The following is a 14,784-nucleotide window of genomic DNA, read 5'->3' as shown; positions in this document are numbered from 1 at the left end:
GCTTGTCTTGCTTTCAGCCCGTCCGGCGTTTGAGGACGAGGCCGTTCAGGCCGAAAAGCGGGGGTCTGGGGGCGCAGCCCCCAGGGACGGGACGGGTAGGGGCGGAGGGGGCGAAAAAAGCCCCTCCGAACCCACCCCCGCCCGCCTACACAGGAACGTGCACCGTCTCCACCCGGCTCGCGACCAACCGCTCCCGCTCCCGCCGAGCCGCCTGCTTCCGCAACCGCAGGATCTGGCTGAGCCCGAACGCCTGGAGCACGAACACCGCGGAGAACGCGACGCTGTAGTCGTCCCCGGTGGCGTCCAGAAGCACACCGATCGCGAACAGGGTCGTCATGGAAGCGACGAAACCGCCCATGTTGGTGATCCCGGAGGCGGTGCCCTGACGCTCGGGCGGATTCGCGGGCCGCGCGAAGTCGAAGCCGAGCATCGACGCGGGCCCACAGGCACCGAGCACCGTGCACAGCACGATCAGCAGCCACATCGGCGCCCGGTCGGCGGGATAGGCGAGCGCGGCCCCCCACACGACGGCCGTCGCCAGCACCGTACCGAGCGCCAACGGCAGCCGCGCCGCATGGTGCCGGGCGACGATCTGCCCGTACACCAGGCCGATGAACATGTTGGAGAGCACGACGAGCGTGAGGAGTTCGCCGGCCGTCGCCCGCGACAGGCCCTGGGCCTCGACGAGGAACGGCATCCCCCACAGCAGCAGGAACACCATCGCCGGGAACTGGGTGGTGAAGTGCACCCACATCCCGAGCCGGGTCCCGGGCTCCCGCCAGGACGCGGCGATCTGCTTGCGCACGTACGCGGCGCCCCGGTGCGGGAACGGCTCCGGCTCGTGCCCCTCGGGGTGGTCCTTCAGGAACACCAGCATCAGGACGAGGACGACGACACCGGCGAGCGCGCTGCCCGCGAAGGCAGCCGTCCAGCCGACGCCGTGCAGCAGGCGGGCCAGGACGAGCGTCGAGACGAGGTTGCCCGCCATGCCGGCGAGCCCCGCGAGCTGCGCGACCATCGGCCCGCGCCGGGCCGGGAACCAGCGCGAGCCGAGCCGCAGCACGCTGATGAAGGTCATCGCGTCACCGCACCCGAGCAGCGCGCGCGAGGCCAGCGCCATCTCGTACGAGGGCGAGAACGCGAAGCCCAGCTGCCCGGCCGTGAACAGGACGACGCCGATGGTCAGCACCTTCTTGGTGCCGAGCCGGTCGACCAGCAGGCCCACGGGTATCTGCATGCCCGCGTAGACGAGGAGCTGGAGGATCGAGAAGGTCGACAGGGCCGAGGCGTTGACGTGGAACCGGTCGGCGGCGTCGAGGCCGGCGACCCCCAGGGACGTACGGAAGATGACCGCGACGAAGTAGACGGCGACGCCGGCCGACCAGACGACGACGGCCCGGCGGCCGCCGGGCGGATCCCCGGGCAGGCTCAGCGAGGACGACGACGAGGAAGACGAAGAAGAGGAGGACGAAGAAGAGGACGAGCTCATCGGACGTCACCCCGCGCCAGGCTGGAGAACCAGCTGACGTGCCGGTGGACGTGGTCGACGGCGGCCTCGGCATCGCCGGAGCGCAGCGCTTCGAGGATCTCCCGGTGCTCGGTGAGCGTCTTGGTGATCCGGTCGGGGTGGGCGTGCATGACGGCGACGCCCATCCTCAACTGCCGGTCGCGGAGCTGGTCGTAGAGCCGGGAGAGGATCTGGTTGCCCCCGCTGCGGACGATCTCGGCGTGGAAGCAGCGGTCGGTGACGGCGGCTCCGGCCAGGTCTCCGGCGGCGGCCTGCTCCTGCTGCTTCTCCAGGAGTTCGGTGAGGCGTTCGATGAGTGCGGGCGAGGCCGGCACCGCCTTGCGGACGGCGTGCTCCTCGACGAGCTGCCGGGTCTCCACCACGTCCGCGATCTCCTGCGCGGAGACGGGCAGCACGAGGGCGCCCTTCTTCGGGTAGAGCCGGATCAGGCCCTCGACCTCCAGCTTGAGCAGCGCCTCGCGCACCGGCGTCCGCGAGACCCCGACGGCCTCGGCCAGCTCGCCCTCGGTGAGCAGCGTGCCGCCCTCGTAGCGGCGTTCCAGCACGGCTTGCTTGACGTGGGCGTAGACACGGTCGGCGGCGGGCGGCTGCTTCAGGGGCACGGGTGGCGCGGAAGGCATGCGCACATCATAGATACAACACGTACCCATGGCCCCGTGCCGTCCAGGATGTGGACCCGGTGGGATACGAGCCCCACCCGACGCGGGCCGCCGGATATGGACGAGGCAAAAAGAGGTACCCCGCCTATCCGACCGCACATCCTTTCGTGCTACTTACGTGTCAGACGAGTTGACGGCACCCTCAAGTGGCCGCACTCCCAAGACATTCAGCTCAATCGAGGCATTTAACCAATCGGGGTAATCGACTTGATAACCGGCATCAAGGGCGTACGGGTTCGCAGAGCTGCCGTCGTGGTCTTCACCACCGGAGCCGTGCTCGCGACCGGCGCCCTCGGCATGGCGCCCGCGCAGGCGCTCACCAAGCCCACCATCGCCGCCAAGGGCGGCTATGTGATGAACAGCGGCACGGGCACGTCCCTCTACACCAAGGCCGCGGACACCCGCCTCTCCACCGGCTCGACGACGAAGATCATGACCGCGAAGGTCGTGCTGGCGCAGTCGAACCTGAACCTGGACTCCAAGGTCACGATCCAGAAGGCGTACAGCGACTACATCGTCGCCAACACCGCCTCGTCGGCCCGGCTGATCGTCGGCGACAAGGTCACCGTCCGCCAGCTGCTGTACGGCCTGATGCTGCCGTCCGGCTGCGACGCCGCGTACGCGCTCGCCGACAAGTTCGGCACCGGCAGCACGCGGGCCGCCCGCGTGAAGTCGTTCATCGGCAAGATGAACAAGCAGGCCAGGGACCTCGGCCTGACGAACACGAAGTTCGACTCGTTCGACGGCATCGGCAACGGCGCCAACTACTCCACGCCGCGCGACCTGACGAAGATCGCCCGCAGCGCGATGAAGAGCGCCAACTTCCGCGCGATCGTGAAGACGAAGTCGTACACCGCGAAGACCATCACCAAGACCGGCAGCACCCGCACCATGGCTGCCTGGAAGAACACCAACGGCCTGCTCGGCACGTACAGCGGCACGATCGGCGTGAAGACCGGTTCCGGCCCGGAGGCCAAGTACTGCCTGGTCTTCGCCGCCACCCGCAACGGCAAGACCGTCATCGGCACGGTCCTCGCCTCCACGTCCATCTCGGCCCGCGAATCGGACGCGAAGAAGATGATGAACTACGCCTTCGCCCGGTAGGTACGGGCAGACGAGCCGGTAGGCCCGGGCACACGAGAAGGGCCCGGCCGCGATGAGCGGGGTGGGACGGAGCAGCTACTGCCCCGCCCCACCCCTTTCTCATGCCCCTTTCTCGCCCCTCCCTCTCTCACCCCTCAAGCTCCGACTGGGACAGCAGGAGCAGGTCCAGGAGCCGGTCGAGGTCCCGCTCACTGAGCTCATCACCGGTCACGGCGCTCAGCGCGAGCAGCGCATCCTGAAGGCGTTCCGTCACGGCCGTCACCTGCGTCCGGCGCTTCCCGGCCAGCCGTCGAGCCACCGCGCGCACACGTGGCGACGCCATGAGCCCGCGTACCGCATCCGGCACTTCGGGTTCCGCCGCGCCTTCGCTCTCGTCGGGCAGACCGATCTCCAGGCGGGTGCCGAGGGCCGCTGCCAGCTGCTGCAGCGCGGACAGCGTCGGATTGCCGCGGCCGTTCTCCAGATTGGCGATGTACGGCACCGACAGGCCCGCGTCCATCGCCACGGACGCGATCGTCCGCCCGGCCTCCTGCCGTCGGTTCCGGAGCATCCGCCCGAGTTCAACGTTGTCCACGTGACGCCACCAACCATCTCAACAGCTACCCCAACGACTACCACGACTATCCCAACAGAACACTCTTGCAGATAAGTATTCCATGGGAATATATTGCTCGGCGTGTTCCCCTACCCGTCCGCACTCAAGAACAGCAGCTTCCGCCTCCTGTGGACCAGCAGCACCGTCTCGGGTCTGGGCTCCTGGCTGCTCGTGGTCGCCCTGCCGTTCCACGTCTTCCAGCTGACCGGTTCACCGGCCGCGACTGGCCTCACCCTGGCCTTGGAGGCGCTGCCCGCCCTGCTGATCGGCCCCTGGGCCGGCACGCTCCTCGACCGCTGGAACCCGGTCCGCGCCATGTGGCTTGCCGACCTCGCGAGCGCCGGCGCCGTCGCCCTGATCCTGCTGGCCGACGACGCGGCGGACGTATGGCTGATCTACGTGGCCGTACTGGGCGAGAGCGTGGCGACCACGGTGTGCCGTCCCGCCGCCCGGGCGCTGACCCCGGCTGTCCTCGGCACCGGCCCGGAACTCGTCACGGCGAACGCCCTCAACGCCCTTACCGGCAGCGTGCTCCGCCTCGTAGTGCCTCCACTCGGCGCCCTGCTGCTGGCGGGTCCCGGCATCACCTCGGTCCTGCTCGTCGACATCGCGAGCTATCTGGTCTCGGCCGTCCTGATCGCCGGGGTGGGACGCCGCATTCCTTCCCGCACACCGCCCGAGGGCGAACGGAACACCCTGGCCGGACTCGCCGCCGAACTCCGCGCCGGACTCACGTGTGTCATCCGGACTCCTTCGCTGCGCGGCCCGCTGGCCGCCAACGGGGTGTTCCTGACCGCGAACGCGGCCCTGACAGTGCTCCTCGTCCCGTTCGTCACCGGGCACCTGAACGCACCCGGCTACACCGTCGGCTACCTGGTCTCGGGGCTCGGCGCGGGCTTCATCGCGGGCTCGGCGGTCAGCCGCCGCGTCATCGCCAGGTTCAGCACCCGACACATCCTGGGTACGGCTCAACTGGCCAACGGCGCGGCGTACTTCGCCCTGTTCAACGCACCGAACCTGCCGACCGCCATCGCGGCCGCGGCGCTGATCGGCTTACCCGGCAGCATCCTGCTCATCACCGTAGAAACCCACATCCAGCGCACCGCCCCACCCACCATGCTCGGCCGCATCGGTGCCATCTTCTTCTCCGTGGACTCCCTCGCCGCGGTCGTCGGCGCACTGTGCGCACCGGCACTCGTCGCGACCCTCGGCCTCACTCCGGCCCTCAACACCATCAGCGCGCTCGCGCTGACCGCGGTGCCCGTCCTGACGTCCAAGAAATCGAAACGGGCACTCTCCGACCGTTTCCCCAAAGGCAGTGAGAGATCACCGAGACCGTAACTGGAGGTTACGGTCTCAGCATTTGCGCAGGTAAGGAGCGGGTCGTTGTTGGTCATGCACATAGCGATACCCCTTGGCAGCGAAATCGGCGCTCATCCCTCACAATCGTGAACATTCTTGCGCCAGCTGGCATATTCGATTTCCTCCGCTTTACGTTCCGGGGCGGAGGTGGTTCACATGATCGAACCCAGCAAGCACCAGCCCAGCCCGGCCACACAGCGCGACGCGATCGACATCGGTGATTTCGTCTACGCGGCCACGGGAGCCCGCGTCCGCAGGCTGACCATGCCGGACGGAGCCCACTGGTTCCCGGCGGTGGATGTCTGCAAGCAGTTGGGGTACACCACCCCTCGAAAGGCGCTCCTCGACCATGTTCCAGAGGAGCATCGAGACTTTCTCGAGACAGTGACTGGAAGTCACTGTCTCAGCATTCCCGCAGGTAGAGAGTGGCGTCGAGACCTGAATCTCATCGACCTCCAGGGTCTGATTCTTCTCGTCAACGCCTGCACCAAGCCCGCCTGCGCCCCCTTCAAGCAGTGGGTCGCCGAGGTGATCGAGACCGTTCAGCGAGAGGGTTCCTACTCGCTTGAGGAGGCCGAGGTACAGCCCGCCGACCCGGCCGCCCCCGTCGCGTACGCGATGCCGGAGCAGGTCGCCGAGGCCATCGTCCGGCTGGAAGAACGCAACCTCCAGGCGGACGAGCAACTCGCCGTCGCCCAGCACGAATCACTCGCCCTGCAGCGGGACACGCTGGAGACTCAGCGAAGCATGGTGGAGATGCAACGGACCACCATCGAGATGCAGCGCACCATGATTGAAATGCAGAGCCAGACGCTCTCCGCGCAGCAAGCCATCGCCCAGGCCATGGAACGCATCGCGAACCGGCTCGACGTCCTGGCCCTCGACCGTCCGGCGCCCACCGCCAGCTTCTCCGCGCATCCGACCACGGAGTCCGTACTGGCCGACTGGCGGCAGCGGTTGTCCGTGACGACGGATGTCTGGGCGGTAGCGGTGGTGATCGCCCCGGTCCTGGTCGAGGAGGGGGAGTTGCGTCAGCCGATCGAATCGATCGCGGCCCGCACCGGACTGTCGGTGCACCGGGTCAACGAATGCCTGCGCCTGCTGCGCAAGCACGCCTGCATCCACTCCCGGGGCGGATCGGAGGACGCGGCACCGGTGTACGTGCTCACCCGGTCCTGATCCGGGCCGCGCGAACGGGAACGGGAACGGGGAACGACGGGGACGGGCAAGAAACGCAAGCGGGACCGGTAAGAAAAAGGGGCGTCGCAACTCGAACTTGCGGCGCCCCTCTTCGCGTTCAACCTATCCGGCCGACGGCCTCACGCCCAAGTGATCAGCCGCTTCGGCTGCTCCAGGATCGCCGCCACGTCGGCCAGCACCTTGGAGCCCAGCTCGCCGTCGACCAGCCGGTGGTCGAAGGAGAGCGCCAGGGTGGTGACCTGGCGGGGCTTGACCTTGCCCTTGTGGACCCACGGCTGGAGCTTGATCGTGCCGACGGCGAGGATCGCCGACTCACCGGGGTTGAGGATCGGCGTGCCGGTGTCGACGCCGAAGACGCCGACGTTGGTGATGGTCACCGTGCCGCCCTGCATGGCCCCCGGGGAGGTCTTGCCGTCGCGGGCGGTGGCGACCAGGTCGCCCAGTGCCCCGGCCAGTTCGGGCAGGGTCCTGGCGTGGGCGTCCTTGATGTTCGGGACGATCAGGCCGCGCGGGGTGGCCGCCGCGATGCCCAGGTTCACGTAGTGCTTCTGCACGATCTCCTGGTTGGCCTCGTCCCAGGAGGCGTTCACCTCGGGGTGGCGCTTGATCGCGACCAGGAACGCCTTGGTGATCAGCAGGAGCGGGTTGACGCGCAGACCCGCGAACTCCTTGTCCTGCTTGAGTTCCTCGACGAGTTTCATGGTGCGGGTGACGTCGACCGTGACGAACTCGGTGACGTGCGGCGCGGTGAACGCCGAGCCGACCATCGCCGCCGCGATCGCCTTGCGGACGCCCTTGACCGGGATACGGGTCTCGCGGGCGCCGTCGTACGTCACGACCGGAGCCGGAGCCTGGGCAGGCGCGGGAGTCGGCGCCTGCGTGACCGCAGGCTCCGGAGCGGCCGTCGGGGCCGCCGCCGCGTGCACGTCCTCGCGCGTGATGATCCCGTCGGGCCCCGACGGCGTGACCGTCGCCAGGTCCACCCCGAGGTCCTTGGCGAGCTTGCGCACCGGAGGCTTGGCCAGCGGGCGGTCCACCGGAGCGGCATGCCCGTTCAGCTCGCCCTGGATCGCCGCGGCCGCCAGAGCCGCGGTGCCCGACTCGGGCTGCTGGGCGGGGACGCCCCTGCGGGGACGGCGCTTCGTGGAGGCCACCGAGACCCCGTACCCGACGAGAACCGGCGTGCGGCCCTCCGGCTTGGGCTTCTCGGCGGGTTCTTCGGCCGGAGCGGGAACGGCGGCCGCTGCGGGTTCCGCGGCCGGCTGCTCCTGCTGAACCGGGCGACCCTGCTGATCCGGCGCCTCGGGCTCCGCGGCCGGAGCGGCTCCGCCGCCCACGTCCACCCCGATGATCACCTGTCCGACGTCCACCGTCGTCCCCTCGGGGAAGTGCAGCTCGCGCACCACCCCGTCGAAGGGAATCGGCAGCTCGACCGCGGCCTTCGCGGTCTCGACCTCGCACACCACCTGCCCGTCGGTGACCGTGTCACCGGGCTGGACGTACCACTTGAGGATCTCCGCCTCGGTCAGCCCCTCGCCCACGTCGGGCATCTTGAACTCTCGAAGGCCGGAGGCAGTCCCAGTCATCGTCGTCACGACCCTCTCCTCAGTACGCCAGCGAGCGGTCGACGGAGTCGAGCACCCGGTCCAGGCCGGGCAGGTACTCGTCCTCCAGCCGCGCCGGCGGATACGGCGAGTGATAGCCGCCGACCCTCAGCACCGGCGCCTCCAGGTGGTAGAAGCACCGCTCGGTGATCCGGGCCGCGATCTCCGCGCCCGTACCCAGGAACACCGGAGCCTCGTGCACGACGACCAGTCTGCGGGTCTTCTCGACCGAGGCCTGGATGGAGTCGAAGTCGATCGGGGACATCGAGCGCAGGTCCAGGACTTCGAGGGACTTGCCCTCCTCCTGGGCGGCGGCCGCGACCTCCAGGCAGACCTTCACCATCGGCCCGTAGGCGGCCAGCGTCAGGTCGCCGCCCTCGCGCACCACGCGGGCCTTGTGCAGCGGCCCGGGGATCGCGTCCGTGTTGACCTCGGACTTGTCCCAGTAGCGCCGCTTGGGCTCGAAGAAGATCACCGGGTCGTCGCTGTGGATGGCCTGCTGCATCATCCAGTAGGCGTCCGAGGAGTTCGACGGAGAGACCACCTTGAGGCCCGCCACGTGGGCGAACAGGGCTTCCGGGGACTCCGAGTGGTGCTCGACCGCGCCGATCCCGCCGCCGTACGGAATGCGGATGACGACCGGGAGCTTGATCTTGCCGAGCGCCCGCGCGTGCATCTTGGCGAGCTGCGTGACGATCTGGTCGTAGGCCGGGAAGACGAAGCCGTCGAACTGGATCTCCACGACGGGCCGGTAGCCGCGCAGCGCCAGGCCGATCGCCGTGCCGACGATGCCCGACTCGGCGAGCGGGGTGTCGATGACCCGCTCCTCGCCGAAGTCCTTCTGGAGGCCGTCGGTGACCCGGAAGACACCGCCGAGCTTGCCGACGTCCTCACCCATGATCAGGACCTTGGGATCCGCGTCTAGGGCTGTGCGCAGCGACTCGTTGATCGCCTTGGCCAGCGCCATCTTTTCTGCTGCCATCGCTACTTGCCCTCCCCTTCGTCCGCGAACGACGCCTGGTAGGCGGCGAACTGGGCCCGCTCCTCGTCGACGAGCGCGTGCCCGTCCGCGTACACGTTCTCGAAGATGGCGAAGTGGTCCGGGTCCGGCATGGCTCGCACCACTTCGCGCACTCGCCTTCCCAACGCCTCGCTCTCGGCTTCGAGTTCCGCGAAAAATCCCTCATTCGTGTCAGTTTCGGACTCGAGATAGCTGCGCAGGCGCTGGATCGGGTCCTTCGCCTCCCACGCCTCGCGCTCCTCGTCGGCCCGGTACTTGGTCGGGTCGTCGGAGGTGGTGTGCGCGCCCATGCGGTACGTGTACGCCTCGACGAGCGTCGGGCCCTCGCCCCGGCGGGCCCGCTCCAGGGCCCACTTGGTGACGGCCAGGCAGGCGAGGACGTCGTTGCCGTCGACACGGACGCCCGGGAAGCCGTAGCCCTGTGCGCGCTGGTAGAGCGGCACGCGGGTCTGGCGCTCGGTGGGCTCGGAGATGGCCCACTGGTTGTTCTGGCAGAAGAACACGACGGGCGCGTTGTAGACGGCGGAGAAGGTGAACGATTCGGCAACATCACCCTGGCTGGAGGCGCCGTCCCCGAAGTACGCGATCACGGCCGAGTCGGCGCCGTCCTTGGCGACACCCATGGCGTAGCCGGTGGCGTGCAGCGTCTGCGAGCCGATGACGATCGTGTAGAGGTGGAAGTTGTTGCTGTTGGGGTCCCAGCCGCCGTTGTTCACCCCCCGGAACATGCCGAGCAGGTTGGTCGGGTCGACCCCGCGGCACCAGGCGACGCCGTGCTCGCGGTAGGTCGGGAAGACGTAGTCGTCCTCACGGGTGGCCCGCCCGGAGCCGATCTGGGCGGCCTCCTGGCCGAGCAGCGAGGCCCACAGACCCAGTTCGCCCTGGCGCTGCAGGGAGGTGGCCTCGGCGTCGAAGCGGCGGGTGAGCACCATGTCGCGGTACAGACCGCGCATGTCTTCGGTGGTGATGTCGGCGACGTACGCCTCGTACGGCGCGTTTTCGGCGGTCTTGACGCGCTTGCCCTCGGGGGTCAGCAGCTGTACGAGCTCGGTCTTGGCGCCCGGCGGCTTCTTCGCAGCGGTGCGCTTGGCGCCGGCGCCGCGGCGCGGCTTCCGCGCGGCAGTGCTCTCCACGGTCACGTGTGCTCCTCCGTCGGTCCGGCCCCCGGGGTTGCCGAGTGGCCAGTTGCGGCTCGCCTGCTCCGTACGCGTGCACGGGGTGGGTGCCCTCGGCCGGGAACAGGCGTGACAGGTGCCCCGGCGAGCGCCCTGCAACCATCACGTTACCCAGTGCTTCACATTTCTGTGAAACCCCTCCTGACCTGCGATTTTGATTGGATTTCCAAGTACTTTTTGCTCGGATTTCCAACTAGTTCGCGTCGATCGGGAGCAGTCGCTGGTCACAGCACTGGTTTCAGCCTTGCAGGGGGCCGGAACACCGGCACGTTATCCCGGTCACCCCGCACTCCGGAAGAGCTCGACTGGAGCGGACCCGTAGATCGCGTGTGAAACTGACTCCGTGCACGAAGAAGGAAAAATCACCGTATTTCTCCTGGACGACCATGAGGTGGTCCGCCGCGGGGTTCACGAGCTGCTCTCCGTGGAGGACGACATCGAGGTGGTCGGCGAGGCCGGCACGGCGGCGGACGCGCTGGCGCGAATTCCGGCCACCCGTCCCGATGTCGCCGTCCTCGACGTCCGCCTGCCGGACGGCAGCGGTGTCGAGGTCTGCCGCGAGATCCGCTCCCGGGACGAGGACGTCAAGTGCCTCATGCTGACCTCCTACGCCGACGACGAGGCCCTGTTCGACGCGATCATGGCGGGCGCCTCGGGCTATGTCCTGAAGGCGATCCGCGGCACCGAACTGCTGGCCGCGGTACGTGACGTGGCCGCCGGAAAGTCCCTCCTCGACCCGGCGGCGACCGCCCGCGTCCTGGAGCGGCTGCGCGACGGAGGCACCGCCAAGGGCGACGCCAGACTCGCGAAACTCACCGACCAGGAGCGCCGGATTCTCGATCTGATCGGCGAGGGGCTCACCAATCGCGTGATCGGCGAGCGGCTGCATCTGGCCGAGAAGACGATCAAGAACTACGTCTCCAGCCTGCTGTCCAAGCTCGGCATGGAGCGCCGTTCACAGGCGGCCGCGTATGTGGCCCGGTTGCAGGCGGAGAAGCGGCGCTGAGTTTTCCGGGGACTACGGGGACTACGGGCACTACGGGGACTACGTAGAGGCCGCCTGGACCACCTGGAGGCCGTTTATTCGGGACTTACGTCCCTTTGTGAGGGGGCGGGCGCCCCTTTTGCCGTCCCCCGTACTGCCGCACATTGGTGGCATGCCGACCGACGAACAGCTCGCCGCCGGACTGCTCGGCCGCGTCGACCACGGCCGCGTGGCGACCAGCATGCGCGCGCTGCCCTTCCTGGCCGCGGCCCGCCACGTCGTCGTGGACGGCCGTGTCCTGCTGCGGATGCACCGCGGGTACGGATACCACCGGGCCTGCGTCGGGAGCGTGGTCGCGTACGGCGCGGACAGCCTGGGTCCGGGCTCCAGCCGCGCGGGGGAGGGTCACTGGTCGGTCCAGGTCGTGGGAGTGTGCGAGGCCGTCGAGCCCACCGGCGCCCAGCTCGAACTCCTCGGCCCCGCCCCGCGCCTCGCGGACGGCGAGCCGTTCGAGCCCGTGTACCTGGAGATCGATCCCCAGTTCGCCACCGTGCATTCCACGGACGGCGCGCTTCAGCTACATCACGAACACTGTCCGTGACAAACCCGAGGTCAACGCCCTCCTCCGTGCCCTAACATCTGGCGCGTGCCGCGCTCATCTGTTTCGCCCGCTCCTTCCCCCGCGCCCCCACTGCGCGCCCTGCTGCGGCGCTACGCCGCCGGGGCCCCGCTGGCCTGCGAACCCGTCGAGGAGGGGCTGCTCAACCGCGGCTACCGGCTCGCCACCACCGAAGGCCGGTACTTCCTCAAGCACCATTTCGACCCCGAGACGGCCGACCCCGTCGCGATCGCCCGCCAGCACCGCGCGACCCAGCGCCTCGCCGACCTCGGCGTCCCGGTGGCCCCGCCACTGACCGGCACCGACGGCCGCACGGTCGCCGTCGTCGGCGGCCACGCCTACGCGCTGCACCCCTGGATCGACGGACGTCACCGTGGCGGCGCCCAGCTCACCACGGAGCAGTGCCGGCGCCTCGGGGCGCTGCTGGGCGTCGTCCACGCCTGTCTGGAGCGGGTGATGCCGCCGCGGCCGTCCGGGACACGGGCGGAGAGCGCCGACCCCGCGGACACCTTCACGCTCATCGACGACCTGCTCGCCGAGGTCCACCGCCACCGCCCCGCGGACGCCTTCGACGAACTGGCCCGTCACCGCCTCCTGGAACGGCGCGCCCTCCTGGAGCGGCACGCGGACCGGCGGCCTCCGCAGGGCGGCTCGGTGGGCTGGGTGCACGGCGACTTCCACCCCTTCAACGTGCTCTACCGGGGGGACGCTCCCGCCGCGATCGTCGACTGGGACCGGCTGGGTGTCCAGCCACGCGCCGAGGAGGCGGTACGGGCCGCGGTGATCTTCTTCGTACGCCCCACCGGCACGCTCGACCTGACGAAAGTACGGGCCTACGCGCGCGCGTACCGGCGTTCCGCGCACGCCACCGCGTCCGAGCTCTCGGCCGCCGTGCACCGCGTGTGGTGGGAGCGGCTGAACGACTTCTGGATACTGCGCTGGCACTACGAACGCGGGGACACCCGCGCCGACTCCCAGTTCCCGGCGGCTTCCGCACTGGCGGTGTGGTGGACCCGGGAGTACGACGCGGTGTGCGAGGCGTTCGTGGGGTGACGCCTCGCCGGGCGCCGGGTGCGGCCTCGCCGAGACGTGAAACGGCACGCGCGCGTGGAGCCCGTTTTCGGGCTCCACGCGCGCGAAGGGTGTTTTCAAAGACCCCGGTGCTGGATCAGGGTGTGCCGCCGGTCTCGCCCGTCGGCTCCTCGTCCGGCGGCGGAGTCGTCTCCTCGTCCGGTGGCGGAGTCGTCTCCTCGCCCGTCGGCGTCGTGTTCGTCGGCGTCGGGTTCGTCGGCTCACCCGTGGGCTCGGTCGGTGTGGGCGAGGGCGTGTAGCTCGGCGACGGCGTGAACGACGGTTCGTAGTTCGAGCCGCCGCCCGTGCTGGAGTCGTCTTCCGTGGAGGTGTCCGTCTCCTTGTCGGACGGGGTCTCGCTCGGCGTGGTCTCCTTCTCGCTCGGCGTGGCGGTCGGCGACACCGAGGTGCCGGGCGACTCCTTCTTCTCACCGTTGCCGTTCAGCGCCAGCGCGACACCCGCCGCGATGGCGATCACGGCGAAGAACGCCAGGATCCACAGCTTGCCGCGGCCGCTGCCGCTGCCCCTGTTGCCGTGCCCGTCGAAGCCCCCATCGTCCCCGCCGCGGCCCGGCAGGATCGGTGCCGGGATCTGCGTGGTGCCGGAGTCGCCCGGGTGCGGCAGCCCGGCCGCACCCATCAGGCCCGTCGCCGGGGTCTTCATGCCCTCGTGCGTCGGTACGTGGCCGGTGTTCCAGGTGCCGGTGTGGCCCCCCTGGTCGTACAGCATCTGCAGCCCGTACTGGACGAGCCCGCGCATCTCCTCGGCCGTCTGGAACCGGTCGTCCGGCTCCTTCGCGAGCGAGCGCATGACCAGTCCGTCCAGCTCCGGCGGCACCCCGTCCGAGACCTCGGACGGGGGCACCGGGATGTCCTGGACGTGCTGGTAGACCACGGACAGCGGGGTCTCACCCGTGAACGGCGGCCGCAGCGCGAGGAGTTCGTAGAGCAGACAGCCCGTCGCGTACAGGTCGCTGCGGTGGTCGACCGCCTTGCCGAGCGCCTGCTCGGGCGAGAGGTACTGGGGCGTGCCCATGACCATGCCGGTCTGCGTCATCGTCGACTGGGCGCCGTGCAGGGCGCGCGCGATGCCGAAGTCCATCACCTTGACCGCGCCGGTCTCGGTGATGATCACGTTCGCGGGCTTGATGTCGCGGTGCACAATGCCGTGCTGGTGCGAATAAGCAAGCGCTTCCAGCACACCGGAGACGATGATCAGCGCCTGCTCGGGCCCGGGGGCCTCGGCGTTGATCAGGAGGTCGCGGATCGTGCGGCCCTCGACGAGCTCCATCACGATGTACGGAACGACCTGGTGGCCGACCGCGTCCTCGCCGGAGTCGTAGACCGCCACCACCGCATGGTGGTTGAGGCCTGCCACCGACTGGGCCTCGCGTGTGAAGCGGGCCTTGGACACCGGGTCCTCGGCGAGGTCGGAGCGGAGCAGCTTGACCGCGACCGTACGTCCCAGACGCACGTCCTCGGCGGCGAACACCTCTGCCATGCCGCCCCGGCCGAGTCTGTGCGTCAGCCGATACCGGCCGTCCCCGACCAGCCCGCCGTTACCCCACATCTCCGGCGCATCTGACATACCGCCGCCAGTCGCCTCGGGGTCGGACGGGCCCTGAGCGCGCTGCTGCTGTGCCATCAGTCCTCGCCGTCGTTTCTGTCCGCACCGGTCGAAGTACGCGCGGTGGTTGTTACGGTTTCCGTCGGCCCACGCTACAGCCTCCGTGTGCGGGGCCGATCCGGGATGGACCGGCCATCAAACCCAGAGCCGGTCAGCGGATGCAAATTCTGTGTACCGGCCGTACGGCACCTGTAACGCTTCCGCGACGCTTCTTTCGCGTACGGTCACGGAACG

Annotated in this window: 13 protein-coding genes; 6 read left to right on the top strand and 7 right to left on the bottom strand. The window is 69.2% G+C overall.

Translation table 11 applies throughout. The features are described 5' to 3' along the window. Positions 1-145: 145 nt before the first annotated feature. Positions 146-1,489, bottom strand: a complete 1,344-nt coding sequence (locus tag AB0I18_RS21415) for an MFS transporter (RefSeq protein WP_363107118.1) — start codon at positions 1,487-1,489, stop codon at positions 146-148. Continuing rightward, positions 1,486-2,148, bottom strand: a complete 663-nt coding sequence (locus AB0I18_RS21410; protein WP_363107117.1) for a GntR family transcriptional regulator — start codon at positions 2,146-2,148, stop codon at positions 1,486-1,488. The genes AB0I18_RS21415 and AB0I18_RS21410 overlap by 4 nt, the downstream gene beginning before the upstream one ends. 246 nt (positions 2,149-2,394) lie before the next feature. Between AB0I18_RS21410 and AB0I18_RS21405 the strand changes: the two genes are divergently transcribed. Further along, a complete protein-coding gene (locus AB0I18_RS21405) occupies positions 2,395-3,291 on the top strand; it encodes a D-alanyl-D-alanine carboxypeptidase (RefSeq protein ID WP_363107116.1) in 897 nt (298 codons plus the stop codon). Between the two features lie 127 nt (positions 3,292-3,418). Here AB0I18_RS21405 and AB0I18_RS21400 read toward each other — a convergent pair whose 3' ends face one another. Further along, positions 3,419-3,865, bottom strand: coding sequence for a helix-turn-helix transcriptional regulator (locus AB0I18_RS21400; protein WP_363107115.1), 447 nt, complete (start codon positions 3,863-3,865; stop codon positions 3,419-3,421). Positions 3,866-3,967: 102 nt separating this feature from the next. Between AB0I18_RS21400 and AB0I18_RS21395 the strand changes: the two genes are divergently transcribed. After that, a complete protein-coding gene (locus AB0I18_RS21395) occupies positions 3,968-5,227 on the top strand; it encodes an MFS transporter (protein ID WP_363107114.1) in 1,260 nt (419 codons plus the stop codon). Between the two features lie 177 nt (positions 5,228-5,404). Continuing rightward, on the top strand, positions 5,405-6,427 hold the full coding sequence (locus tag AB0I18_RS21390; protein ID WP_363107125.1) for a BRO family protein: 1,023 nt from the start codon (positions 5,405-5,407) through the stop codon (positions 6,425-6,427). A gap of 140 nt (positions 6,428-6,567) precedes the next feature. On the opposite strand, the gene AB0I18_RS21385 is transcribed toward AB0I18_RS21390, so the two are convergent. Genes AB0I18_RS21385 through pdhA form a run of 3 tightly spaced genes read right to left on the bottom strand, consistent with a single transcriptional unit; the run spans position 6,568 to position 10,212 of the window. Beyond that, on the bottom strand, positions 6,568-8,043 hold the full coding sequence (locus tag AB0I18_RS21385) for a dihydrolipoamide acetyltransferase family protein (protein ID WP_363107113.1): 1,476 nt from the start codon (positions 8,041-8,043) through the stop codon (positions 6,568-6,570). 10 nt (positions 8,044-8,053) lie between these two features. After that, positions 8,054-9,034 carry an alpha-ketoacid dehydrogenase subunit beta gene (locus tag AB0I18_RS21380; RefSeq protein ID WP_363107112.1) on the bottom strand — a complete coding sequence of 327 codons (981 nt, stop codon included), beginning with the start codon at positions 9,032-9,034 and terminating at the stop codon, positions 8,054-8,056. 2 nt (positions 9,035-9,036) lie between these two features. Then, positions 9,037-10,212 (bottom strand): pyruvate dehydrogenase (acetyl-transferring) E1 component subunit alpha, encoded by a 1,176-nt coding sequence (pdhA, locus tag AB0I18_RS21375; RefSeq protein ID WP_363107111.1) that lies wholly within the window; start codon positions 10,210-10,212, stop codon positions 9,037-9,039. Between the two features lie 379 nt (positions 10,213-10,591). Here pdhA and AB0I18_RS21370 point away from each other — a divergent pair, with 379 nt between their 5' ends. The 3 genes from AB0I18_RS21370 (at position 10,592) to AB0I18_RS21360 (ending at position 12,905) form a co-directional block, all read left to right on the top strand. Continuing rightward, complete coding sequence (locus AB0I18_RS21370) at positions 10,592-11,254, top strand: response regulator transcription factor (RefSeq protein ID WP_363107110.1); 663 nt, start codon at positions 10,592-10,594, stop codon at positions 11,252-11,254. Between the two features lie 151 nt (positions 11,255-11,405). Then, positions 11,406-11,834, top strand: coding sequence for a pyridoxamine 5'-phosphate oxidase family protein (locus AB0I18_RS21365; RefSeq protein WP_363107109.1), 429 nt, complete (start codon positions 11,406-11,408; stop codon positions 11,832-11,834). Positions 11,835-11,879: 45 nt separating this feature from the next. Next, positions 11,880-12,905, top strand: coding sequence for a phosphotransferase (locus AB0I18_RS21360; RefSeq protein ID WP_363107108.1), 1,026 nt, complete (start codon positions 11,880-11,882; stop codon positions 12,903-12,905). Positions 12,906-13,020: 115 nt separating this feature from the next. Here the strand turns inward: AB0I18_RS21360 and AB0I18_RS21355 are convergent, their stop codons facing one another. Further along, positions 13,021-14,568 (bottom strand): protein kinase, encoded by a 1,548-nt coding sequence (locus AB0I18_RS21355; protein ID WP_363107107.1) that lies wholly within the window; start codon positions 14,566-14,568, stop codon positions 13,021-13,023. Positions 14,569-14,784 lie beyond the last annotated feature (216 nt).

This window comes from Streptomyces sp. NPDC050704, from assembly GCF_040654355.1.
GTDB lineage: Bacteria > Actinomycetota > Actinomycetes > Streptomycetales > Streptomycetaceae > Streptomyces.
The sequence above is the reverse complement of the archived record's forward strand: the minus strand, read 5'-3'. Positions and strand labels throughout refer to the sequence as shown.